This window comes from Pseudomonas sp. JDS08PS003, assembly GCF_045013505.1.
Classification (GTDB): domain Bacteria; phylum Pseudomonadota; class Gammaproteobacteria; order Pseudomonadales; family Pseudomonadaceae; genus Aquipseudomonas; species Aquipseudomonas protegens_B.
This window is the reverse complement of record NZ_CP120724.1, coordinates 4,733,945-4,757,783: the sequence shown is the minus strand read 5'-3', so window position 1 is coordinate 4,757,783 and position 23,839 is coordinate 4,733,945. Positions and strand designations below refer to the sequence as shown.

The following is a 23,839-nucleotide window of genomic DNA, read 5'->3' as shown; positions in this document are numbered from 1 at the left end:
TCGATGGATAAAACTGCGGCCATGATAAAGCTTTCTCCGTGGATCGGCTAAACCCCTTTCGCCCCGAAGGCTCTGGCTCCGGGAGCCCAGGACATATCGGGTAAAGCTTTGCCCGGGCCCTGAAGCCGCAACCAGGGATAGACTCGCGCCTTCATTCAACCTGGGACAAGGAGCAAGGGATGATGGATTTGAATTCGGCGGTGGTGGTGATCACCGGTGCCGGTCGCGGGCTGGGAGCGGCACTGGCCATCAGTCTGGCGGACCTGGGCTGCAAGATGATTCTCTGTGGGCGCAACCCCGAAGCCCTGGCGCAAGTCAGCGCGGCCATCGAGGCGCGCACCGGCAGTCCCGCCGATCACGTAGTGGTGGACCTGGCCAACAGCGACAGCGTCAAGGCGGCCCTGGCGGAGATTCACGTCCGTCACCCGCAAGTGGACATCCTGATCAACAACGGCGCCATGTGGCTGGAGGCCAGCGAGCAGCCCCACAGCGCTGCCGAGGTCACGGGCGTGATCGATGCGGCCCTGACGGGTACCTTCCTCCTGACCCAGGGCCTGCTGCCGGCGCTCAAGGCCTCCAAGCGTCCGGACATCGTCACCATCGGTTCCATCAGCGGCTTGCCCAATGCACCACTGCACAGCGTGTCGCTGCCGTTCTACGCGGCCAAGCACGGGCAACTGGCCCTGGCCGACGGCCTGCGGCAAATGCTCAAGGGCACGCCGGTGCGTTCGCTGTGCGTGCATCCACCGTACCTGGAAGATGTCTCGCCGCTGGACGAGGCCTGGCAGCAAGTTCCGGCGCGGCAGAAGGGTGAGCAGGGCACCAACCGCGATGTGGTGGAAGCGGTGGTCTTTGCCCTGACCCGACCGCGGCATATCAGCTTGTCATCCATCGTCATCGATACCGACAGCGGCGGTCTGTTCAGCTGATCGCCGGGCCTGATGTCAGCGGTTCTTGTAGCCCAGTTGCCAGCGTCGCGGGATCTTCAATGACGCGATGCCCAGCAGGGCTGCAAACAACCCGCTGACATACAGCGCCTTGAGTCCCAGGTGCTGTTCCAGCAGGGCTCCCAGCACCGCCCCGGCGAACATCCCGCTCCAAGGCACCAGTTGCACTCGCCAGCCGTTGCGCCGATCACCGAGCATCCAACGCCCCAGCCCACGGCCAAAGCGCGACAGGGCACCGGTGACATAGGTCAGGCCAATGGGCAGGCCGTTCACTTCCTCCACTGCCGCATTGAGCATGCCCATGGCGATAATGGCCGCCAGCAGGGCCGGCAGATGCTGCTCGAAGGGCCAGGCGGCAGAGGCGCAGAGCAATGCGCCGATGCTCAGCAGCAAGGGCAGGGCGCGGTGCCCGGCCAGGCGGCTGACCACCACGCCCAGGGCGTTACCGACGATAAAGGTCGCCACCAATAGCAGCAGGCGCAGCACCAGGCCCAGCTCGCCATCGCTGATGGCCACCGCCATGCGCGTGGTGTTGCCGCTCATGAAGGAAACGAAATCGCCGGTGGCCATGAAGCCGATGGCGTCGGTCATGCCAGCCAGCACCGAAAGGCAAGCCACTAGCCCGAGGCCGACCCGCCCGCGCCATTTCTGCGTGTGCTGCAGGGCGGCGCTGGCCGATTGGGTGGAAGTCGAAGGCAACATCGTCGGTTCTCCTGAACAGGGACTGCGGGGGACGTGTGCGGGTCAAGGCTATGGATCGAGAGGATGCAGGGCGCAATATTCATCCCAGGGCAAGCCGGCCATTTCCGCGACTTCCCTGTGCACTTCAAGGCGCTGGGCGTGGAATTCCTCGGGGCTGGCGGCGGTCAGTTGCAGGCTCAGTTCCCAGGCGAACAGCCCCAGGTGTTCGGCTTCGGCTTCAAAGGCTTCATGCAGACGTTCATTGCGGTACTGCTCGGGCGTCTCGCCCTTGGCCTGGGCCTCCAGCGGATTGAGCTTGTCCAGGGCTTCGCGCAGTTCGGGGCGGGCGGCGAGAAATCTTTCCAAGGCTATTTCGTGGTGCAGGGCATTGGCGGGCATCGGGGCTCCTTGAGGGGAACGGGCAGTCTTCAGGCATCAAGCCTGGGACAGGGGATGTTCTGGCATTTCACTGCGTATCTGCTGCAGATCCTTGTGCGGGATCACGTAGGTGCGGGCGAGCATATCGCCTATTCGCTGGCAGCGGCTTGATTCCGCACAGGCCATCAGCGGGACAAAGGCGAACGCGGCCTCCAGATGGCGGGTGGCGCTTCTGATCAGTACCTGGATCAGCGTCGGCGGCGTCCCGGCGGCGTTGATCACCACCAGGCCCAGGGCGCACTTGCCGGGCGTGCGGCCCTTGAAGAAATACTCCCAGGCCACGAAGTACAAGGGCCAGACCAGCATGAACAGCATTGAATGGAGGTAGGGCTCCAGCCCCGTCTGTTGCTCGAGGTCGAGCAAGCGTCTGACCGGTTGCAACGCCAGCACCTCGTGCAGGCTCAGCGACAGGAGCAAATACACCGCCAGCGCCAGCACCTGGTCGAGCATGAAGGCGGCGGCGCGGCGCAGGATCAGTTGGGTTCTTGAGACTTCCATGGTCGATTCCAAAGTTTTTCCATCACATCGGGCGCAGTGTAATCCCCGCAGGGCGAGGTGTAGCAGTGGTTTTGGCGGGGGCCTACTACACCCGCACCGAGTCAGCTGACCACGGGCTGTTCGCGACCGATCTCGCTGCGCAACTGGGCAATCAGGTGCAGGCAGTGGGTGAGCCCCGGCGACGGCTCGCCGACCCGGCGGCTGAGGATGATCGGCGAGGTGGCCTCGGGTTCCTGCAGCGGGCAAAAACCGATGTCGTCGCGATGCAGCACCTGCACCGAGGCCGGCACCAGGGTGATGCCGATCCCAGCGCCCACCAGGCCGATGGCGGTCTGCAGTTCATTGGTCCACTGGGCGATCTTTAGGTTCAGGCCGCGGGCGTTGAACAGCGCGATCACATGGTCGGCGTAGCTCGGGCGCGGGTTGGCCGGATACAGCACGAAGGGCTCGCTGGCCAATTGCTCAAGGCTCACCGCTTGTCCCAGCAAGGGGTGGCCGGCGGGGAGGGCGACCACCAGCCGGTCCTCGGTCAGCACCTTCTGCACGATGGCCGGGTCGTCGATGTGGATACGCCCGAAGCCGATGTCGATGCGTCCCGCCTTCAAGGCTTCCACCTGTTGCAGGGTGGTCATTTCCGACAATCCCAGCTCCAGCTCCAGGGTCTCGTTGCTGCGCAGGCGGCGGATCAATTGCGGCAGCACGCCGTACAGAGTCGAAGGGGCAAAGCCGATGCCCAGCCAGGTCTTGTGCCCCAGGCCAATGCGCCGGGTGTTGTCGCAGACCTTGCCCAATTGCTCCAGCACCCGGTTGGAATGTTCATAGAAAAACCGCCCGGCGGCGGTCAGGCGCAACGGCCGGCCACGCTCCAGCAACAGCACCCCCAGCTCGTCCTCCAACTGCTGGATCTGCCGGCTCAAGGGCGGCTGGGCGATGTGCAGGCGCTCGGCGGCGCGGGTGAAATTGAGGGTTTCCCCCAGCACCTGGAAGTAGCGCAGATGACGCAGTTCCATGACAGCTCCCCTGTGATGATGTGCATACCTTAAAGGTATCAAGCCAGACCAATTCTATATTGGAACCCTGGAAAAAGCCGGGACAGAATCGATCACAGAACTTCAAGAACCTGACGGGTATGGACATGCACGCTTCTGCCATTGAGTCGATCGAAACGATCATCGTCGATCTGCCGACCATTCGCCCCCACAAGCTGGCCATGCACACCATGCAGAACCAGACCCTGGTACTGATCCGCCTGCGCTGCGCCGACGGCATTGAAGGCCTGGGGGAATCCACCACCATCGGTGGCCTGGCCTATGGCAATGAAAGCCCGGACAGCATCAAGACCAATATCGACCGCTTCTTCACCCCGCTACTGATTGGCCAAGACAGCAGCAACATCAACGCCGCCATGCTGCGCCTGGAGCAGAGCATCCGCGGCAACACCTTCGCCAAGTCCGGGATCGAAAGCGCGTTGCTCGACGCCCAGGGCAAGCGCCTCGGGCTGCCGGTCAGCGAGCTGCTGGGTGGCCGGGTGCGCGATGCGCTGCCCGTGGCCTGGACCCTGGCCAGCGGCGACACCGCCAAGGACATTGCCGAAGCCGAGAAAATGCTCGACCTGCGCCGCCACCGGATCTTCAAGTTGAAGATTGGCGCCGGTGAAGTGGACCGCGACCTGGCCCACGTGATCGCCATCAAGAAGGCCCTGGGGGAGCGCGCCAGCGTGCGGGTCGACGTCAACCAGGCCTGGGACGAATCCGTAGCCCTGCGCGCGTGCCGCATCCTCGGCGGCAACGGCATCGACCTGATCGAGCAGCCCATCTCCCGCAACAACCGCGCGGGCATGGTGCGCCTGAACGCCATCAGCCCGGCGCCGATCATGGCCGACGAATCCATCGAATGCGTGGAAGACGCCTTCAACCTGGCCCGCGAAGGCGCGGCTTCGGTGTTCGCCCTGAAGATCGCCAAGAACGGCGGCCCCCGCGCCACCCTGCGCACCGCGGCAATTGCCGAGGCGGCGGGCATCGGCCTGTACGGCGGCACCATGCTCGAAGGCGGCATCGGCACCCTGGCCTCGGCCCACGCCTTCCTGACCTTGAACAAACTGAGCTGGGACACCGAGCTGTTCGGCCCGCTGCTGCTGACCGAGGACATCCTCGCCGAGGCGCCGGTCTACCGGGATTTCCACCTGCATGTTTCACGGGCACCGGGTCTCGGCCTGAGCCTGGACGAAGAGCGCCTGGCGTTCTTCCGTCGCGACAAAACCACCCCCGTGCTGCACCACACCTGAGGAGGGCTGCATGCTATTCCACGTGAAAATGACCGTGAACCTGCCGGTCGACATGAACCCTGAGCGCGCCGCGCAACTGAAAGCCGATGAAAAGGCCCTGGCCCAGCGCCTGCAGGCCGAAGGCAAGTGGCGCCATCTGTGGCGCATCGCCGGGCTGTACGCCAACTACAGCGTGTTCGACGTCGACAGCGTGCAGGAACTGCACGACACCCTGATGCAATTACCGCTGTACCCGTACATGGCCATCGAAGTTGATGCGATGTGCAGGCATCCTTCTTCCATTCATGAGGATGACCGCTGAGCCCGTGCCAGCCCGTTCACCACTCTAATAAATACAAGATGAGGATTAGTCATGAACGTCAGAATTTCCCACACTGCCAGTGCCCAACAGTTTCTTGAAGAAGCCAGCGGCCAGTTCACCGAAGGCGGCAACCCCCGGGCCAAGGCCATCATCTACCGCATCCTGCGGGACTCGGTGAACATCATCGAAGACCTGGACGTGACCCCGGAAGAGTTCTGGAAGGCCGTCAACTACCTCAACGTCCTTGGCGCCCGCCAGGAAGCCGGGCTGCTGGCTGCGGGCCTGGGCCTGGAGCATTACCTTGACCTGCTGATGGACGCCGCCGACGAGCAGGCCGGCAAGACCGGCGGCACCCCGCGCACCATCGAAGGCCCGCTGTACGTGGCCGGCGCGCCCCTGAGCCAGGGCGAAGCGCGCCTGGACGACGGCCTCGACCCGGGCGTGGTGCTGTTCATGCAGGGCCGGGTGACCAACACCGCCGGCGAACCCCTGGCCGGCGCCATCGTTGATGTCTGGCACGCCAACACCGGCGGCACTTATTCCTACTTCGACGGCAGCCAGTCGGAATTCAACCTGCGCCGGCGCATCGTCACCGACGCCGAGGGTCGCTACCGTTTTCGCAGCATCGTGCCGTCCGGCTACGGCTGCCCACCGGATGGCCCGACCCAGCAACTGCTGGACCAACTGGGCCGCCACGGCCAGCGCCCGGCGCACATTCACTTCTTCATCTCGGCCGATGACCATCGCCACCTGACCACCCAGATCAACCTGGATGGCGATCAGTACCTGCACGACGACTTCGCCTACGCCACCCGCGACGAGCTGATCGCCCAGATCACCTTCAGCGAAGACCAGGCCCGGGCCAAGGCGCTGGGCGTGAGTGGCCGCTTCGCGGAAATTCACTTCGACTTCACCCTGCAGTCTTCGGCCCAGCCGCAAGAGCAGCAGCGCCACGAACGGGTGCGTGCCCTGGAGGCCTGACCCCCAGCACGGCAAGACCGAGCCACGGACGCCTTGTGCGGCCCGTGGCTTTTGTCGTTGTCGGCCTGGGCTTTTTGACCTTGCGTGATTGCCTGCCTGCGCGGCCTGCCACCGCGCGGTGCAGCCCCAACAAGAACAATCAGAGTGACCCGATTATGCAAATGCATCTGTTGAGTGAACGCAGCCGCGTGTTTGTTCAAGCCGATCCCTATGCCGTGTCCGTTTACGTCAATCAGCACGTGGGCAGCCACTGCATCCGCCTGCCCCGGGCCGGCCACCTCCAGGCCAGCCTCAACCACCGGGCCCTGGCCAGTCTTGATCTGTGCAGCCTCAGCTACGGCGGCAGCGTGCGCGTCACCTCGCCGGCCCTGGAAAGCATCTACCACCTGCAAGTGCTGCTGCGGGGCCACTGCCAGTGGCGCGGCCCGGGCCAGGAACACGCCTTCGCCCCGGGGGAACTGCTGCTGATCAACCCGGACGACCCGGTGGACCTGACCTATTCCGACGACTGCGAAAAATTCATCATCAAGATTCCCACCCGCCTGCTGGAAAACGCCTGCCAGGAACAGCGCTGGCAGTACCCGGGGCAGGGCGTGCGCTTTCTGCGCCAGCGCTACCAACTGCAGGAGCTGGAAGGCTTTGTGCCATTGCTGAGCTTGCTGTGCCAGGAAGCCGAAGCCCTGGAGACCATGCCCAAGGTTCAGGAGCACTACGCACAGATCCTGGTGGGCAAACTGCTGGGCCTGATGCAGACCAACGTCCAGCGCGGCACCCTGAGCGCCTCGGCGGCGACCTTCGAACGGATTGCCGACTACATCGAATGCAACCTCAAGCACGACATCGGCTGCGAAGAACTGGCGCAACAGGCGCGCATGAGCCTGCGTTCGCTTTACGGCCTGTTCGAACGTAACGCCCGCACCACGCCGAAGCACTACATCCGCCAGAAGAAACTGCAACGGGTGCACGCCTGCCTCAGCGACCCGCAAAGCCCGGTGCGCAACGTCACCGAACTGGCCCTGGATTATGGCTTCCTGCACCTGGGCCGTTTCGCCCAAAGCTACCGCCAGCAATACGGCGAACTGCCCTCCGACACCCTCAAGCGTCGACACTGATCCTCAGGCATCGGCCTCTTGTAGGAGCTGGCTTGCCAGCGAAAGGGCCGGCAGGCCCAGCGCCCCGTCCAAGGGCCTCTTCGCCGGCAAGCCGGCTCCCACACAACTCGCCGTCGGCGCTTTTGCAGAATACGGATACAGGTCTGCACGCATCGGCTATTGCCCCGCCAACCCCCGTCCTAGCATGGCCCTGCCTGAATAAAAACAATGGAGGCGGCGGCCATGTCCCTGCGACCCGAATACCTGCATTCCCTGCTTGAAGAAGACCCCGACCAGGGCGTCTACCGCTGCAAGCGGGAGATGTTCACCGACCCCCGGCTGTTCGACCTGGAGATGCAGCACATCTTCGAAGGCAACTGGCTGTACCTGGCCCACGACAGCCAGATCCCCAATCCCAACGACTACTACAGCACCACCATGGGCCGGCAATCGATCTTCATTGCCCGCAACAAGAACGGCGAGCTCAACGCCTTCATCAACGCCTGCAGCCATCGCGGCGCCATGCTCTGCCGGCACAAGACCGGCAACAAGGCCTCCTTCACCTGCCCGTTCCACGGCTGGACCTTCAACAACACCGGCAAGCTGCTCAAGGTCAAGGACCCGGCCGCCGCGGGCTACCCGGCCAGCTTCAACTGCGAAGGCTCCCACGACCTGACCCGCGTCGCGCGCTTTGAGTCCTACCGTGGCTTTCTGTTCGGCAGCCTCAACCCCGACGTGTTGCCCCTGGTGGAACACCTGGGGGAGTCGGCGAAGATCATCGACATGATCGTCGACCAGTCCGCCGACGGCCTGGAAGTACTGCGCGGTTCCTCAAGCTACATCTACGAAGGCAACTGGAAGCTCACCGCCGAGAACGGTGCCGACGGCTACCACGTCAGCTCGGTGCACTGGAACTACGCGGCCACCCAGAACCAGCGCAAGCAGCGCGAGGCCGGGGCAGACATCCGCACCATGAGCGCCGGCACCTGGGCCAAGCAGGGCGGTGGTTTCTACTCCTTCGACAAGGGCCACATGCTGCTCTGGACCCGCTGGTCCAACCCCGAGGACCGCCCGCTGTACGAGCGTCGCGATGAGCTGTCCCGGGACTTCGGCCAGGCCCGCGCCGACTGGATGATCGAAAACTCACGCAACCTGTGCCTGTACCCCAACGTCTACCTGATGGACCAGTTCAGCTCGCAGATCCGCATTGCCCGGCCGATCTCCGTGGACCGCACCGAAATCACCATCTACTGCATTGCGCCCAAGGGCGAGAGCGACGAAGCCCGGGCCCGGCGCATCCGCCAGTACGAAGACTTCTTCAACGTCAGCGGCATGGCCACCCCGGACGACCTGGAGGAGTTCCGTTCCTGCCAGCTCGGCTATCAGGGCAGCACCACGGCCTGGAACGACATGTCCCGCGGCGCCGAACACTGGGTCCAGGGGGCGGACGCCGCAGCGAAAGAAATCGACCTGCAGCCGCTCCTCAGCGGCGTGCGCACCGAGGACGAAGGCCTGTTCGTGATGCAGCACAAGTATTGGCAGCAAACCCTGCTCGCGGCCCTGGAGCGTGAAGCCTCACGCCAGATAGCAGTGGAGGCCGTGCAATGAACATTTCCTACGATGCCGTGCGGGATTTTCTGTTCCGCGAGGCCCGCTACCTGGACGACAAGGAGTGGGACAGCTGGCTGGAACTCTATGCCCCGGACGCGACCTTCTGGATGCCCTCCTGGGACGACAGCGACCAGTTGACCGAAGACCCGCAGCGGGAAATCTCGCTGATCTGGTACGGCAACCGCAGCGGCCTGGAAGACCGGGTGTTCCGCATCAAGACCGAGCGCTCCAGCGCCAGCATTCCCGACACCCGCACCTCCCACAACCTGAGCAACATCGAGCTGCTGGAGCACGGCGACGGCATCTGCAAGCTGCGTTTCAACTGGCACACCCTGAGCTTTCGCTACAAGACCGTGGACAGCTACTTCGGCTGCAGCTTCTACACCCTCGACCTGCGGGGCGAGAACCCGCGGATTCTGGCCAAGAAAGTCATCCTGAAGAACGACTACGTTCGCCAGGTCGTCGATATCTACCACCTCTGAGGCGACTGTCATGAGCCATCAAATCGCACTCAATTTCGAAGACGGCGTGACCCGTTTCGTCAACGCCAACCCGGGCGAAACCGTGGCCGATGCGGCCTACCGCCAGGGCATCAACATCCCCCTGGACTGCCGGGACGGCGCCTGCGGCACCTGCAAGTGCCTGGCCGAAGCCGGGCGCTACGAGCTGGGGGAGGACTACATCGAAGACGCCCTGAGCGCTGCTGAGGCCGAGCAGGGTTTTGTCCTCACCTGCCAGATGCGCGCCCTCGGCGATTGCGTGGTGCGGGTGCCGGCCTCGTCCCAGGTCTGTCGCGCCGGGCAGGGTACTTTCCAGGCCAGTATCAGCGCCGTGCGCCAGCTGTCCGCCAGCACCATCGCCCTGTCGATCAAAGGCGAAGCCCTGAGCCAGCTGGCGTTCCTGCCGGGGCAATACGTCAACCTCGGCGTACCCGGCAGTGAGCAGACCCGGGCCTATTCCTTCAGCTCCTTGCAGCGTGATGGCGAGGTCAGTTTCCTGATTCGCAACGTGCCCGGCGGCCTGATGAGCAGCTTCCTCACCCGTCTCGCCAAAGCCGGCGACAGCATGAGCCTGGCCGGGCCCCTGGGCAGCTTTTACTTGCGGGATATTCGCCGGCCCTTACTGTTGCTGGCTGGCGGCACCGGGCTGGCGCCGTTCACCGCGATGCTGGAGAAGATCGCCGAGCAGGGCAGCGAACATCCGCTGCATTTGATCTATGGCGTGACCAACGATTTCGACCTGGTGGAACTGGAGCGCCTGGAAGACTTTGCCGCGCGCATCCCCCAGTTCAGCTTCAGCGCCTGCGTGGCCAACCCCGAGAGCCAGTACCCGCGCAAGGGCTACGTGACCCAGCACATCGAACCGGCGCACCTCAACCAGGGCGATGTGGACGTCTACCTGTGCGGACCGCCGCCGATGGTCGAGGCAGTGAGCCAGTTCATCCGTGAACAGGGCATCGCCCCGGCGAATTTTTATTACGAGAAGTTCGCCGCCAGCGCTGCCTGAAGAGCGCCTCACCGCTGTAGGAGCTGGCTTGCCAGCGAAGGCGTCCACAAGGGCGCTGCAAGGCTCAAGGGCCTCTTCGCCGGCAAGCCGGCTCCTACTGAACCCAGCACGGCAAGGCATAACGTTGTAGGAGCTGGCTTGCCAGCGAAGGCGTCCACAAGGGCGCTGCAGGGCTCAAGGGCCCCTTCGCCGGCAAGCCGGCTCCTACGTTGAGCAGCGTCCTCCCCATCTTTTTGCATTCACGAGGTCTGCATGAACCGTTTCCACAACCAAGTCGCCCTGGTCACCGGTGCCGCCCAAGGCATTGGCCGTCGCGTTGCCGAACGCCTGGCCGAAGAGGGCGCCCGGGTGGTGCTGGTGGACCGCTCCGAACTGATCTTCGAGCTGGCCGCCGAACTCAGCCCCCGGTTCCCGGTCCTGGCCCTCACCGCCGACCTGGAGCAGTACAGCGAATGCAGCCGGATCATGGCGGCGGCCATCGCCCACTTCGGCCGCCTCGACATCCTCATCAACAACGTCGGCGGCACCATTTGGGCCAAGCCTTTTGAGCACTACGAACCTGCACAAATCGAAGCCGAAGTCCGCCGCTCATTGTTCCCCACCCTGTGGTGCTGCCACGCCGCCTTGCCGCAGATGCTGGAGCAGGGCAGCGGCGCCATCGTCAACGTCTCGTCCATCGCCACCCGCAGCCTCAATCGCGTGCCTTACGGCGCGGCCAAGGGCGGCATCAACGCACTCACTGCGTGCCTGGCCTTTGAAACCGCCGGCCGTGGCGTGCGGGTCAACGCCACCGCCCCCGGCGGCACCGAAGCCCCGCCGCGGCGCATTCCGCGCAACAGCGCTGAACAAAGTCCCGTGGAGCAAGTCTGGTACCAGCAGATCGTCGAACAGACCCTCGACAGCAGCCTGATGAAACGCTACGGCAACGTCGACGAACAAGCCTCAGCCATCCTGTTTCTGGCCTCCGCCGAAGCCTCCTACATCACCGGCACAGTGCTGCCGGTGGGCGGTGGCGACCAGGGCTGAGGGGCAACCTCCTGCTGAATGACCGACCTGTAGGAACCGGCTTACCGGCGAATGCGTCCGCGAGATCGCCTTCGCCGGCAAGCCGACTCCTACGGTAAAAACGTATTGGATTGGCTTTCGCACGAGGGGTAGGTTGGGGATCGTGCGTGCTGAAAATTAATCCTGTGGATTTATTATTAATCCAAAGGTTGAATTTTTGTCGGCAGAGGGTTTTTAATACATCGCACAGGCAACGGCTATTCATGGGAATCCCCGGCCGGCCGTGAATGCTCAAGGACGCGAGGCACACATGAACCCAACCCTTCCTTTGTTTCACCAGCAACCCTACCTGCAAACCGTGCAATGCCAGATCCACCGGCTTGAACGGGACGATTCGGGTGCGCCCTTCGCTCTATTGAGCGAGACGGTGTTCTATCCCCAGGGCGGCGGCCAACTGGGAGATCGGGGGCAGCTGACCCTCAGCGAACCCGGGGCCGGTGATGTGCCGCAGGTGATCGAGATCACCACCACCAAAAGGAAGGACGACGAGATCAGGCATTACCTGAAGCTGGAGGACGCCGGGTTCGGCCAGCTGCAATCACTTGTGCCGGGGCAGGGGGTGACGGCGACCCTGGATTGGTCCCTGCGCTATCAGCAGATGCGCATTCATTCGGCCATGCACCTGATGCACTGCCTGCTGGAGCAGACGCTGGGGCGCTCGATTCCACACCCGGTCCGCTCGCCGTTGAATGACCAGGGCGGGGAAAACCACTATGAGTTCATGGGCGAGTTCGATGAACAGAGCCTGGAGCGCGCCACGCAAGAACTGAATCGCTTCTGCGCGGCCGGTCATGCCGTCAGAACCCAGGCCGATACCGGCAAAGGACCAGGCTATCGCTGGTGGCAATGCGGCGAATGGTCGATCCCCTGTGGCGGCGTGCATGTCGGCAATACGCGAGAGATAGGGGCCGTCACAGCCAGCATGAAAATCAGGAAAAACACCACCCGGGTCGCTGTCACGCTTGCTGCAGGGGCTGAATAAATGTCGGAGAACCAGCAGGCCTTTGGCGCGTTTCTCACCCAGTTGCGCCTCGAAAGCGGCCACCTGAAGATTTCAACCTTCCTGGACAGCGTGAACATTCCGTTTTCCGCCAACCACTACCGAGACGTCGAGGCAGGGCGCAAGCACCTGAGTCTCGACTCGGCCGTCGAGCTGCATGACAACCTGGGCATCGCCCCCTCCAGCAAGTCGAGTTTCGATTACTACTGGCATTACTTTCGTGATTTGTTGCCGGCCCCCGTGCATGAAATGCTGTTTGGCAAAGGGGTGGAGGTCAAGGATCTTTCCGCCATGCTCGAGGTGCGCGAGCACGACTCCAAGCTACTGCGTCGCGCCTTGAGCCTGAGCCGCTACGAACGTGAGTTCATCGTCACCGAAGAGATCATTGCAGCCTTCAAGGAACACTTCGAACTGCTGCCGTTGATGACCTATCTGTACATGGTGGACAGCGCCTCGGTGGCCGAAATCCAGGCGGTGTGCCAGCAGATCGGCCTGGCCTACGACGCGCGTACCGAAGCCTTCCTGAGCCTTGTGGCCAAGGAGCGCAGCACCCCGCAGTCACCCTTCGTGCGCCATGCCCCCACCTTGAGAATGCCCAGAACCGCAGAGGCCCTGGCGCTCAAGGACCGGTTCCTGCGTCACGAGATCGACCGATCGTTGACCAAGCCCGAGCAGAGCGAATATTTCAACGTATCCGGATCATTCAAGTACAGCGCGATGGTCACGCTCAAAGCGGCGGAAATCGAAGAGATCCAGGACCGTCTTGTCGATCTGTTTTCAGTGATCGAAGTGCACAACAAATCCGCCGGACAGCTGGAAGACCCAGGGGCTGATCCCTACTTCTTCGGGCTGGTGGTGTCGGGCCGCCCGGAGTACGACGGGCGCGCGGGGCGATCGAAGAAAAAGAGCCGGGGATGAAGCAGACTAAGGCCGCTGCAGCCAATGGCCACAGCCGAACAGTGGGTGGAGACGGCCTCGGCGGCGCTATGACCTGTTCTGGGGAATGGCATAGGGCAGGGTGATGGGCGGCGCGTCCCGCAAAGGCCGCGAAGACCTCGCCATCAGATAACCAATGACCTGCGCCGAGCTCAGCTCGATATGCAACAGACCTTCATCGCCGAACCACGCGTTGGGCCAGAAGATCAGGTCCGAGGCATTGGCCTCGGGGAAGTTGGTTTCCAGCAGGCCCAGAGCGTAGTCCGTATCAGACTCCGTGCCCTCGCACTGGCAGATGAAATCTGCCACGGCGCACGCCTCGTCGAAGCTCAGGTCGTCAACGTAGCGCTGCTGATGAAAGGCCGTGCGCAGAAAGTTCGCCGCGCTGGTATGGCTGTGCATATCGCGAAATTCGTGGAACTCGAAAGGCCGGCCGGCGTGGCTGTTCCATTGCTCGATCAGCGCACTGATCTCGGGGCTTTCCCGTTCCTGGTTGTCCCAGATCTGATCGAGGATCTGCTTGAGCAAGGCCTTCATCAACGCCCGTATTTTTGGCGTCGCGGGTGTTGGTTTCAGCCGTTCCGGCATGGCCATGGGTATCTCCTTGATTGTCATTTCATGTGTAGGAGCCGGCTTGCCGGTACTCATCCGCTACACCGGAGCACGCTAAACCTAGGTCAGATTCAACCCGCCGTCTGAGAGGAGTATCTCGCCGGTCAAGTAGTCCGACTCGACCAGCATTACAACAGCTTTTGCGATGTCGTCTGGGCTAGCGGCCCTGCGCATAGGGGCGCGAGTTCGCCATAGCTCTTGGGCCCCCGTCCACTCTGCGGTCATAGGCGTGTCGACCAAGCCAGGCGCCACAGCGTTTACGCGAATATCTGGCCCCAGGGATAACGCGAGCAAGCGGGTCATGTGATTAAGCGCGGCTTTACTGACCGCATAGGGAATCGATGCGCCCTTAGGACGGATACCGGCATGGGAACTGATATTCACGACGCAACCTGCTCGACGGTAACGGGCGGCATTGCGCAATGCCGACTCGGCCAAAGTGACGAGATGGAACGGCGCCACGACATTCACCTCGTTAAGTTCGTGCCACACCGTCGAGTTGGCCGAGGCAAGGTCGCCGTGGGGAATCACTTTGCTAATACCGGCGTTATTGACCAATACGTCGAGTTGCCCCCACGCGGCGATCGCCTCGTTAATCAGCCTGACCCTGTCAGCTTCGACAGCAAGATCAGCTTGCACGTAAATAGCCTGCTGCATTTCGGCAGCCATAGCGCGTCCCGTATCCGCAGAATTTCGCGAATGGAGCACCACCGCATAGCCTGCCTGGCTTAGCACACGTGCAATGGCTGCGCCGATACCGGAAGTGGATCCTGTAACCAAGGCGACGCGTAATACGTTATCGATTGTCGGATTGGGGGTCATATGGATTTCTCTAATGGGTTGCTGGAAAGCCAGCACCTGAGCACCAAGCGAGCAACGTCGGCGTCAGGCGGTCACGATGGGCAGGTATCCATCTTCAAATCAGGTTGGCGCTTACCGGGTAAACCGTTGCGGTGAAGGAGATACCGGTTCAGGGCAAGAACGAGCTCGTCGCGGCTCCAAACAGGGTTGGATTGATTGCGGGTAGGTGCAGGGGGCATGCGGGAGCTATCCGTAGGTTTCCCGATTCGCTGTACGACACAGCGTAAGAGGCCGTAAGGATATTCTTTTCCCAACAGGTTTGGGAGTTCAGCAGTGAGTAGGAAAGGGGACGAGCAGGGGAGGGACGGGATGCTCTCACTACGCGGCCACGGGTGTGGCAGATCATCGAGAGTGCTTAAGCAATATCGACTACCACAAGCTCTACCTGATCGGCGGCAACGCCGGCTGGGCGGCCACAACACCCGTATCAGCCAGATCCCCCACATGGCCCCCGCGTTTGAACAGCTAGGGCTGGAAAGCAACAACGTACCGCTGTTGATTCATGCCCCGGGGATGTTGCAGCCCAAGGTGATTGAAGAAGCCGTCGGCCTCGCCTACCTGCTACCCACCGTGGCCGGTATGGCCGAGATGCCCTTCCCCAATGGCGCCATGGGGCGGGACATTCAGCAGCCAGCGCCGGAGGGGGAGCGGGTGGTGCCGCTGGTATTGAGGGAAGGGACCTTTCCGGTGATTGGCGGCGTGACCAAGGACTTTTTGTTGCAGATGCAGCACGACGGCAGTGGGGCGACCTTGCATGACCTAGCGTCAAACACACCGCGTGAGGATGTGGCGCAGGAGCATCCGCAGGAGTTTGAACGGTTGTTGGAGTTGACGCGGGGGATGCATGAGGGGGCGCGGTTGATGTTTTATCGGAATGTTCGCTGACACCGCACAGTCATCGGTTGACGCCGGCCCGTGTAGGAGCTGGCTTGCCAGCGAAGGCGGCCGCAAGACCGCCACCAAATCATCCAACCAGCCACTCTGACTCCCTAAACCAGGAAGTCACCCCATCACATTTGTATCTGCTTCAGATTGGCCTGATACCGCTCTTTCACTTCAGCCACACTCAGCCACTTGCGTTGCGAATGCACCACCCGATGGCAATTGGCACACAACAACGCCAAATCAGCGAGCTTAGTTTTGTCACCCGGCTGGAGCGTGTGCAGAGGTTTAGTGTGGTGTATATCAATCACCCCCTCCACATCTGCACCATAGGTTTGGCTGAAATTAAAACCACACGCCTCACACTGCAGTGCCCCATGCTGCTTCAGCGCCTTTTCCTTTTTACGCTTAACGATTTTCTTGTCTCTTTCCCGTACCCGATGCACCCGAGTGAGCACTTTACCTTCCTCTGCTTCGAAGAAACCCGGGTCATCCGCTGCACTTAAATCGATAGGGCTAGCTGGAATCGTCTGAACGTTGGCATTGATCGCCGCCACAACCTCAGCAAGACGCTCCGGGTCATTGGCAAATTCCAGCCACACCAACTGCTCATCCTTATTGCCTTTCGCAAGCCCCGTACGCCCGTTGTTGGTGTAGCTCGGGTCCCAACGCCGGAAGTTGTTGAGCTTCATGCACACACCGTTGGCATTGCGAAAGCTCTGATTCTTGCTCACCCCGGTGGCATTGCCGATGAGATTGAGAGACTGCGATAACGCCAAAACATCCGGATGATTCACACCGGGTAAACCGTTGCGGTGAAGGAGGTACAAGTTCAGGGCAAGAACGAGCTCGTCGCGGCTCCAAGCAGGGTTGGATTGATTGCTGGTAGGTGCAGAGGTCATGCGGGGGGCTATCCGTAGGTTTCCCGATTCGCTGTACGAAACAGCGTAAGAGGCCGTAAGGATATTCTTTTCCCAACAGGTTTGGGAGTTCAGCAATGAGTAGGAAAGGGGACGTAGCAGGGGAGGGACGCGTTGCCTCTCACCACGTGTCTATGGCCGTGGCTGGGCAGTGAGAGAGCTTAAGCAATATCGAAGGGCTACAGCATCTGTAGGAGCTGGCTTGCCAGCGAAAGCAGGCCTAACAGAAACGGGGCAAATCATCCTTCACCCCGTTTCCATATTTTTCGGACTTCTGAGTATCTAGTCGATTACCGAGGCTGCGCCGGTCTATTGGCATCCAGCAACGAATCCACCACCGCTCTAGCCATCTCCACCGAATGAATCATCGACCAAATCAACCCACGCTCCACACCGCTGGCGCGCTCGGTGATTTCATCGCTGACCTGTACCGCACAGTCCAGCAGCAACGACACATGCACCAAGGCTTCTTCGGCATTGATGCCGGAGCGGACGCTGAACATGGATTGATGACCTACGGACGTAGGTACGGTGTCTTTCAGATTGTTGAGGATCGAGGTTTCAGTGTTACTCGCCGCCAAGGCCAAGCGAATGCGCTGGGTGTCGATATCGTGTTCGGGGGTTCTGAACTGTCCAGGTAAGGACAGGGGTGGATCGGGAACGAGCTTTTTCATGGTGCATCTCCAATGTGAATGGAGCTGCCAGCGATCGCTGCTAAACGAAGGAGTGGCAGCTGTACGCAGGTTAGCAGACCGGTCACATTGGAAACCGGCGCACCCGAAGGTGCCCTGCGCACAGCCACCATAAAAAGCAGAAGAAAAACTCTGCCAATAGGTGACGTCGATGCGCCCAATGTGATGTTTCGAGCTGCTAAACCCGATCACTGATATGCAGTGATGAACCGAGCCTAGCCAGCCGAAGTATCAGGCGCAAGCGGGTTGGATTCTCTAGGAAAAGTCGCTCAATAGAAAGGGACTAGCCTTACACGGAAATGTGAATTGGGCGGCAGATAAGGGTTAGATATTGGTTGTCCTACATAAAAAAGCACTGCGCGATTGACGATAAAGGCGACAGTAAGGAGCCATATCAATCGCAGCTTACCCCACTAATCAAGCGGGCTTTGATGATTGAGTGGGGGTACTTCATGGCTCAGATCTCCTAGAAAAGTGCTAACAATCGCTTCCTCCGAAATTGCGCTACTTTGGATATCCATGACTGCGTGCAGTTCTTTGTCCCATAGCCCGCAGATGTCAAAATCGCGAGGTCGCCTGCTGCGCGCCATACCCAAGGACCAACCCTTCTTTGTCAACTTGCAAATCTCCGGCAAACACCACTCATTCACCACTCTTAAGGACAATGATGGCTTTGAGTTCAAACACATGACCTTGGAACACGCCTAGGCTGCGGGTTCCCATATTTCGGACCAATACAAGGCCGTCCGTCTGTTTAACTCCAATATCGGCCGGCTGATGTGCATCGCCAAGGCGGAGAGCACAACACCCGCATCAGCCAGATCTTCCTGATGGTCCCCGCGCTTGAACAACTGGGGCTGGGCAGCAATAACGTAATGCGCTGCTGATTCCTACACCGAGGCTGTTGCTGCCACGGGTGACTGAAAAGATGCTAGGGCTGGTCGACCCATTGTGCTCTATAGCCAGCATGTCGGGAACGCCTTTCACCAATGGCGCAATGAGGGAGGAAATCCACAACCCGTGTCGGAAGGAGGGCGGGTGGTGCTGTTGGTCTAATGGGAAGGGACTTTTCGGTGATTTGCAGCGTGACCATGGAGTTCCTATTGCAGATACAGCACGATGGCAGTAGGGCGACTTTGCATGAGTTGGCGTCAAATACCCCGCGTGAGGATGTGGTGCAGCAGCATCCAGAGGGGTTTGAGTGGTTCGCGGGGGAACGCATGAGCGTGCGCAATTGAGGCCTTTTTAGAAGGTGCGCTGACCTGGCATTTGGTCGGAGCAAATTCAGGCAAAATAGGCACTGTCGATAAAGATATGCCATCTCTATGGTTTTGAGAATGTCTAGCGCTTAAGATAGGCAGTATCTGTGCTGTGGTTTTTATAAAACTTTCTGATGGGAGATAGTATTTTTGTTGTGCCGATAAAGATGACGTCGATGGATCGTTTTTTTGCTTGTTTTGCTATGACCTGGAATTCTTTTTAACTATAACTGTGTTTGATTTTTGATTTTAAGAAAAAGTTAATTGTTTATTTGGGATTATTTCAAAAAGCTCTCCTATAGTGCAGGAGAAGAGCTCGCACAATAGCTCAATAGCCTCTAAATCAACTCTAGTGGCGGTCTCTTTGTATAGAAGACTGATAGTGTTACGGTGTAGCCCTGTTGCTCGAGCAACGTCTGTAACATTCATTTTGTGCTCACCCATGAGCCTGGAAAGATGGCATTTTATCACGATTCATAGCCTTTTTTCATCCTGAGTGACATTATTTCTTGCTTTTCCTTGTTTTGCATTGGTTGCTGTGTATAATGCTGCTCAGCATAACGCTTTTAGTCCCTTAGGTAAATATTCGCATGGAAACTGATTCAAAAAAGCCACTACTTGCAATTGACCTTTTCAGTGGGGCTGGTGGTTTCTCTGAGGGTCTAGAGGCTAGTGGAATTAGAGTTGCTCTGTCTCAAGAACTTCATCCTCAACCTGCTCTTACACTTGCGTTTAACCATCCAGATACGTCTGTTGTTGTGGGTGATATACGAAGTTTAGATTTGGATATTATGGAGGAAATGATTAGTAAAAGATATCCAGGGCAGGAAATTGATGTCGTGGTTGGTGGTCCGCCATGTCAAGGGTTCAGCACTGCCGGAAAGAAAAACGAAAACGATCCTCGGAATGGGTTGTTTAAAAATTTTTGTAATGTTGTAAGTTATTTTAAACCAAAGGTTGTGATATTGGAAAATGTCACAGGGTTTAAAAAAATGTATGACGGCAGAATTTATGAAGAGGCCATTGATAGCTTCAGTGCTCTTGGTTATAAGGTTGTAGACAGTATATTGAATGCTGTCGACTATGGAGTCCCTCAGCGTAGAAAGCGTTTTATCATGGTTGGTGTAAGAGAAGATATTAAGTTAAAGTTCGAATGGCCGAAACCTACGCACCAAAATCCTGAAGTAGAAGCTGATATTTTTGGGCCTCGTTTAAAAAAGCATGTGAGTGTTGAAGAAGCTATCTCTGATCTGGGCTTTGTTAAGCCCGGCTATGAGGCTCATGCGCACAAGTTGGGTGCGCTCTCGGACTATCAAGTTGCGCGGCGTGGAAATTACCAGAGATTGTTTAATCATCTTGCTACTAAGCACAGAGAAAAAGCCGAGTTAACCTTTTCCTACATTCCGGAAGGGGGGACCATTGGTAATGTGCCTGATGAGTATAAGAGTGCAAAAAAAACAATGGCAAGGTTAGATAGGAGGCATATTTCAAATACTGTACTTGCATTGCCAGATGATTTGATTCACTACGCACAACATCGAATTCCAACGGTGCGTGAGATGGCAAGGCTTCAATCTTTCGATGATGATTACGTCTTTATCGGGAAACGAACATCTGGCTTTACGGATAGAAAACACGACGTACCTCAATATACTCAGGTTGGTAATGCAGTACCTCCTCTTTTGGCTAGGGCAATAGGCTTTCAAGTAGTAGAGTTGCTGGGCGCGGATCATGTTGATATTAGAAGTAAAATTGTGCGTCGGAATCGCCATAAATGGCTTCGTGGAAGCTCAGGCTTTACTGGTTATGCACTTGACTCTGTTAGTAGTATCAGCCTTTACGATACGCATGGGAGATCTATTAGTCTTCCAATTGATGACGCTCAGCCTAAGACCTTAGGCCTTCCTGATTTGGTAAATTGGAAAGCTGCAGGGAAAACTGGAGCTAAGCGCCAGTGGGCTCCCGGAGTCAATGAGGTGGTAAATGTATATTCTGAATCTTCTTGTACTCAAAATATACTTGCTTAACTAGTTCTGGGAACTCAGAGAAGCTCTTCCAGGATTGCGGGCGGCGTTCTATTGAGTCATTCCGGGTTGTATATTTGTGTTTGAACATATATGTGTTGTTTCTGCATTGGCCTGACTCCAGCTCTCCAAAAGGCTGTGTGCTGTCAATCTTATATATATTTGCTGTTACGATGGAATGTGTAATCGGATGTTGAGTTCTGATTCGAATATTGGTTCTATTTATCGGGCAGTCAGTCACAGACTTTATATGCATGCATGATGTCTGGTGTAGGTCGAGATACATTTTCCATCTGGCTGCCTGTCCCGCTCTATCAACTAAGGATGTTTTTGCGGAGATGAAAATAACTGGTGATATTGGGTTTTCATCCTCCAACCATAAAGAAATATCAATATCTGGCTCAACAGAGAATGAGCCACCATCAGCGTCCTCCCCGTAAATAGTTAACTCATTTTTCATTGACTTGGGAGCGTTAGGTCCAATATTGAACGGCATGTTGGTAGTTTTTAGCCATTGGATAATTGCATACTCACATAATCCTTGAAAGTTTGTGCCTGCTGACCTTTTTATTGCGTTTATCGCTCCTATACCAGATTTTCCAGATCGCTCAATCTGTCCAAGTACGTCTGTATAGGTTCCTCTAAATATGGATGTTATTTGCGATAATGCCTCAATCTCTCCCTTGGGATGGCCCTCAATTTTTAATTTGCCTAGAAGAGAGTCGTATTCTTTGATGCATGGGCTCAGTCGCTCTCTTTTTTTTAAGTCAAGTTCTCGAGCTAAAATCTGAGCTCTTGCACGTTCAAATTCAGAATTCATATACCAATCCGTGTTCTAGTTTTTTATGCTGTCTAAGTGGGTTTTAATGGTTTCTAAAAATCGCATAAGGCTATGAAAGTTTTATCAGGTAGTATCTAAAATTATAAAATCTTATATTTTGATGCTTGTGATATTTATTTATTTTTTGGTTTTATCCAGGTTAAAATGAGTATTTGATCAAAAATCAGGCACGCATTGTAGGGTGGATAGTGTCTAGAGCTTGGCCCCAAAGGCGCTAACCTGATAGCTCACGAAGATACAGGTTAATGATGGCATTTTGCAATACTTCGAAATGCCAGAAAAATTTGGTTTGCTGATTGACAGAAATGGGAAGGTTAATGATTTTTCGCCGCAGTGCATAGATCGAATATTTAGGTGGGAGAAGGTAGTACTCTACACATGTATGAAAAGGATTACCTATGGTCGGTATTTTATAGATTTCAGTTTAAGAACCTGAAGGGGCATCGCATTTGTGTGTGTTTGGCTTATCCATCCAATGATGGCTCTGATTGCAATGCCACTTTGGTCATATAGTTATAGGGTCGACGCACTCTTCGAAACTCGACTGGTGAAGTACTGCGCCGTCTCTGGGTCTGTACAGTACAGATAGCAGCCCTTTATCCCTCGGGTCATCAAGGTCCGGTATGTGTTCTTGATGATGAGATCAATCTCTTGCTGTGCGAAGTCGGGTTGTTCCTTCATCAGCCTTTTCCAACCACGAATCGTCTTGTCGTATTTGTCTCGCGCTTTGGGGGATGTCACTACCTTTCCATCGCGCACGATCAAATCCGGTCCGATGATCACACCGATGTAATCCACCTCTAGCCCTTGGCAGGTGTGAATACAGCCGACCTGATCCACGGATTTATCCGCGATGATCCACAGACTGCCGTCTTGATCCAGGTTCCATTGGCGGGCGTAGTGTTCACCGATTTCAATGTCTTTGGCTTTAGGGTCTTTCTTGCTGCTCCATGGCCAGCAGTAACCCGCGACGACACGCGCCTTGTTTCCGTGGTTCTTTTGTTCGATTGCCTCATGCATTGCTTGTGGCGAGTCGAACACTTTGAACTCGTATTCACTGGCATCGAGTATTGGGTTCGCGGTTGTGCGAATGCCCAGGACGTCATCTAGCCATGCCAAGTAACCATCGGAGCCACTGCAACGGAATTGGGAGGACAAGGTGTATTCCTCCACTGTTGCCCCTCGGGCCTTAGCAAACTCTCGGATTGCTTGTTTGCTGCCAATATCCTTAAGGGTTACACGTTGATCCTCGTCGATAAAGAACACTGAGCATTTAGCGGACCCAATTAGTTCTTTGATCTGGTTTTCACCCTCGTTGCCATAAAAACCGCTTTTCTCATTCAGCCTGTGGGCTTCATCAATGATCAGCGCGTCGTAAAAGTCAGGCTTGATATCGGTATAGGCCCCCGAGCCGGAGAACAGACTGGAGAACTTGGTGGGTTTGACAGTGCCGACCAGTTTCTTTTCGTACACGGCACGTGGGGCGGCATTTTTTGAGACATACCTGCTCATCAGTCGTAAGGCCGTGAGCCTGACCAGTAGGTTAATGGCCACTACTGTCTTTCCAGTACCTGGGCCACCCTCAATGATCAGCACCTTCGGAGCATCGGCAGAGGCTTCTGCGACCGCCGCAAGTACTGACTCGAAAACGGTCTTTTGATCATCAATCAGAACGAACTCAGGCTTGCCTTCCATTAGTCCAGTTAGTGCTTCCGCCAGAGCTTTGGAGGGGCGGCTCTTACCGCTAGAAAGCTCGTAAAGAACGTCTTGGTTGTCGCCGTAATAGATGTGCTGTTTGAGGAAACTTCTCAGTTTCGTCAACTCGTCAGGACCTTTTAGGAACAAAGGCGCTTTGCTGGTGTAGGCATCGTAGTGAGCCGAGTTGATAACGCCATCGCTGACATAGTTATGCAGGTAAGCGCATGGGTGGACTTTGATGCCTTGGTCATAGACGGCTTCATTGAATCCTTCCAACAAAGTGGCGTACGACCACACCTGATAGGACGGATGAATGGTTTCAACATGACTGCCGCCCAGCGCGGTTTTTACGATCGCATCTTTACTGGTGGCACTGGCTTTGCTCCATTGCTTCAGTTCCACTAACACGGCATTTTTACCCTGGTGCTGGTCGTGGCCTGTCAGCAAGAAATCGATACGTTTCATGGATTGCGGAATATGTAGCTCAATGGCTACTCCGGCATCCTCCGGCAGGTCCTTGTCTCTTAGGACCTTGGCCATGTAAGTGAGTGATCCCTGCCAAGATCGGATCTCTGAAGCCGCCACTTTCTTGCCAGTGGCCTCTTTGAAGTGCTTGAGGATCACCTCTTCAATATCGTTGTTGTCGCAAACGTCGAGGAATTGTTGTTTGGTCGCCGAGTAAACGATCACAAGTGGTCCTTAGAGCCCAAG

At 57.6% G+C, this 23,839-nt stretch carries 23 protein-coding genes and 1 pseudogene; 13 read left to right on the top strand and 11 right to left on the bottom strand.

Translation table 11 applies throughout. The features are described 5' to 3' along the window. Nucleotides 1–179 precede the first annotated feature (179 nt). Nucleotides 180–929 carry an SDR family oxidoreductase gene (locus P7C00_RS21065; protein ID WP_404937300.1) on the top strand — a complete coding sequence of 250 codons (750 nt, stop codon included), beginning with the start codon at nucleotides 180–182 and terminating at the stop codon, nucleotides 927–929. A gap of 15 nt (nucleotides 930–944) precedes the next feature. Here P7C00_RS21065 and P7C00_RS21060 read toward each other — a convergent pair whose 3' ends face one another. The 4 genes from P7C00_RS21060 to P7C00_RS21045 form a co-directional block, all read right to left on the bottom strand. Beyond that, entirely contained in the window at nucleotides 945–1,649 is a 705-nt protein-coding gene (locus tag P7C00_RS21060) for a YoaK family protein (RefSeq protein ID WP_123727946.1), read from the bottom strand. Between the two features lie 48 nt (nucleotides 1,650–1,697). Beyond that, nucleotides 1,698–2,027 carry a DUF6388 family protein gene (locus P7C00_RS21055; protein ID WP_123727947.1) on the bottom strand — a complete coding sequence of 110 codons (330 nt, stop codon included), beginning with the start codon at nucleotides 2,025–2,027 and terminating at the stop codon, nucleotides 1,698–1,700. Between the two features lie 36 nt (nucleotides 2,028–2,063). After that, nucleotides 2,064–2,564, bottom strand: a complete 501-nt coding sequence (locus P7C00_RS21050) for an RDD family protein (RefSeq protein WP_404937299.1) — start codon at nucleotides 2,562–2,564, stop codon at nucleotides 2,064–2,066. Nucleotides 2,565–2,665: 101 nt separating this feature from the next. Further along, entirely contained in the window at nucleotides 2,666–3,574 is a 909-nt protein-coding gene (locus P7C00_RS21045; protein ID WP_402887106.1) for a LysR family transcriptional regulator, read from the bottom strand. 125 nt (nucleotides 3,575–3,699) lie between these two features. Between P7C00_RS21045 and P7C00_RS21040 the strand changes: the two genes are divergently transcribed. The 10 genes from P7C00_RS21040 to P7C00_RS20995 all read left to right on the top strand — a co-directional run bounded on the left by P7C00_RS21040 (nucleotide 3,700) and on the right by P7C00_RS20995 (nucleotide 13,321). Then, the gene (locus P7C00_RS21040; protein ID WP_402887108.1) at nucleotides 3,700–4,848 is read left to right on the top strand and encodes a muconate cycloisomerase family protein; all 1,149 of its coding nucleotides are present in this window, start codon (nucleotides 3,700–3,702) and stop codon (nucleotides 4,846–4,848) included. 10 nt (nucleotides 4,849–4,858) lie between these two features. Next, nucleotides 4,859–5,149, top strand: a complete 291-nt coding sequence (gene catC / locus P7C00_RS21035) for a muconolactone Delta-isomerase (RefSeq protein ID WP_011062149.1) — start codon at nucleotides 4,859–4,861, stop codon at nucleotides 5,147–5,149. Nucleotides 5,150–5,200: 51 nt separating this feature from the next. After that, on the top strand, nucleotides 5,201–6,130 hold the full coding sequence (gene catA, locus P7C00_RS21030) for a catechol 1,2-dioxygenase (protein ID WP_402887110.1): 930 nt from the start codon (nucleotides 5,201–5,203) through the stop codon (nucleotides 6,128–6,130). Between the two features lie 155 nt (nucleotides 6,131–6,285). After that, nucleotides 6,286–7,242, top strand: a complete 957-nt coding sequence (locus tag P7C00_RS21025) for an AraC family transcriptional regulator (RefSeq protein ID WP_404937298.1) — start codon at nucleotides 6,286–6,288, stop codon at nucleotides 7,240–7,242. A gap of 222 nt (nucleotides 7,243–7,464) precedes the next feature. Then, the gene (gene benA, locus P7C00_RS21020) at nucleotides 7,465–8,829 is read left to right on the top strand and encodes a benzoate 1,2-dioxygenase large subunit (protein ID WP_404937297.1); all 1,365 of its coding nucleotides are present in this window, start codon (nucleotides 7,465–7,467) and stop codon (nucleotides 8,827–8,829) included. Then, on the top strand, nucleotides 8,826–9,314 hold the full coding sequence (benB, locus tag P7C00_RS21015) for a benzoate 1,2-dioxygenase small subunit (protein WP_404937296.1): 489 nt from the start codon (nucleotides 8,826–8,828) through the stop codon (nucleotides 9,312–9,314). Before benA ends, benB begins: the two co-directional genes overlap by 4 nt. A 10-nt stretch (nucleotides 9,315–9,324) precedes the next feature. Further along, nucleotides 9,325–10,338 (top strand): benzoate 1,2-dioxygenase electron transfer component BenC, encoded by a 1,014-nt coding sequence (gene benC / locus P7C00_RS21010; RefSeq protein ID WP_404937295.1) that lies wholly within the window; start codon nucleotides 9,325–9,327, stop codon nucleotides 10,336–10,338. Nucleotides 10,339–10,590: 252 nt separating this feature from the next. Then, entirely contained in the window at nucleotides 10,591–11,364 is a 774-nt protein-coding gene (locus P7C00_RS21005) for a 1,6-dihydroxycyclohexa-2,4-diene-1-carboxylate dehydrogenase (RefSeq protein WP_404937294.1), read from the top strand. A gap of 289 nt (nucleotides 11,365–11,653) precedes the next feature. After that, nucleotides 11,654–12,385: an alanyl-tRNA editing protein gene (locus P7C00_RS21000; protein WP_346635062.1), complete on the top strand. Its 732-nt coding sequence runs from the start codon at nucleotides 11,654–11,656 to the stop codon at nucleotides 12,383–12,385. Further along, on the top strand, nucleotides 12,386–13,321 hold the full coding sequence (locus tag P7C00_RS20995; protein ID WP_404937293.1) for a hypothetical protein: 936 nt from the start codon (nucleotides 12,386–12,388) through the stop codon (nucleotides 13,319–13,321). A gap of 66 nt (nucleotides 13,322–13,387) precedes the next feature. Here P7C00_RS20995 and P7C00_RS20990 read toward each other — a convergent pair whose 3' ends face one another. Next, nucleotides 13,388–13,933 carry a hypothetical protein gene (locus tag P7C00_RS20990; RefSeq protein WP_404937292.1) on the bottom strand — a complete coding sequence of 182 codons (546 nt, stop codon included), beginning with the start codon at nucleotides 13,931–13,933 and terminating at the stop codon, nucleotides 13,388–13,390. Between the two features lie 78 nt (nucleotides 13,934–14,011). After that, nucleotides 14,012–14,773, bottom strand: coding sequence for an SDR family NAD(P)-dependent oxidoreductase (locus tag P7C00_RS20985; protein WP_404937291.1), 762 nt, complete (start codon nucleotides 14,771–14,773; stop codon nucleotides 14,012–14,014). A gap of 447 nt (nucleotides 14,774–15,220) precedes the next feature. On the opposite strand from P7C00_RS20985, the pseudogene P7C00_RS20980 reads away from it, so the two are divergent. Further along, nucleotides 15,221–15,697: pseudogene (locus P7C00_RS20980) on the top strand (sulfatase); the annotation flags it as partial. Between the two features lie 125 nt (nucleotides 15,698–15,822). On the opposite strand, the gene P7C00_RS20975 reads toward P7C00_RS20980, so the two are convergent. From P7C00_RS20975 to P7C00_RS20965, 3 genes are all read right to left on the bottom strand, one after another. Then, nucleotides 15,823–16,596 carry an HNH endonuclease gene (locus P7C00_RS20975; protein WP_404937290.1) on the bottom strand — a complete coding sequence of 258 codons (774 nt, stop codon included), beginning with the start codon at nucleotides 16,594–16,596 and terminating at the stop codon, nucleotides 15,823–15,825. 308 nt (nucleotides 16,597–16,904) lie between these two features. Then, on the bottom strand, nucleotides 16,905–17,288 hold the full coding sequence (locus P7C00_RS20970) for a DUF6124 family protein (protein ID WP_404937289.1): 384 nt from the start codon (nucleotides 17,286–17,288) through the stop codon (nucleotides 16,905–16,907). A gap of 1,526 nt (nucleotides 17,289–18,814) precedes the next feature. Continuing rightward, a complete protein-coding gene (locus P7C00_RS20965; protein ID WP_404937288.1) occupies nucleotides 18,815–19,036 on the bottom strand; it encodes a helix-turn-helix domain-containing protein in 222 nt (73 codons plus the stop codon). Between the two features lie 119 nt (nucleotides 19,037–19,155). Between P7C00_RS20965 and P7C00_RS20960 the strand changes: the two genes are divergently transcribed. Beyond that, complete coding sequence (locus P7C00_RS20960; RefSeq protein WP_404937287.1) at nucleotides 19,156–20,592, top strand: DNA cytosine methyltransferase; 1,437 nt, start codon at nucleotides 19,156–19,158, stop codon at nucleotides 20,590–20,592. On the opposite strand, the gene P7C00_RS20955 is transcribed toward P7C00_RS20960, so the two are convergent. Together P7C00_RS20955 and P7C00_RS20950 are read right to left on the bottom strand one after the other, a co-directional pair. Further along, the gene (locus tag P7C00_RS20955) at nucleotides 20,534–21,409 is read right to left on the bottom strand and encodes a BsaWI family type II restriction enzyme (protein ID WP_404937286.1); all 876 of its coding nucleotides are present in this window, start codon (nucleotides 21,407–21,409) and stop codon (nucleotides 20,534–20,536) included. The two genes, P7C00_RS20960 and P7C00_RS20955, sit on opposite strands and share 59 nt — an antisense overlap. A gap of 534 nt (nucleotides 21,410–21,943) precedes the next feature. After that, on the bottom strand, nucleotides 21,944–23,818 hold the full coding sequence (locus P7C00_RS20950) for a DNA/RNA helicase domain-containing protein (protein WP_404937285.1): 1,875 nt from the start codon (nucleotides 23,816–23,818) through the stop codon (nucleotides 21,944–21,946). Nucleotides 23,819–23,839: the final 21 nt, after the last annotated feature.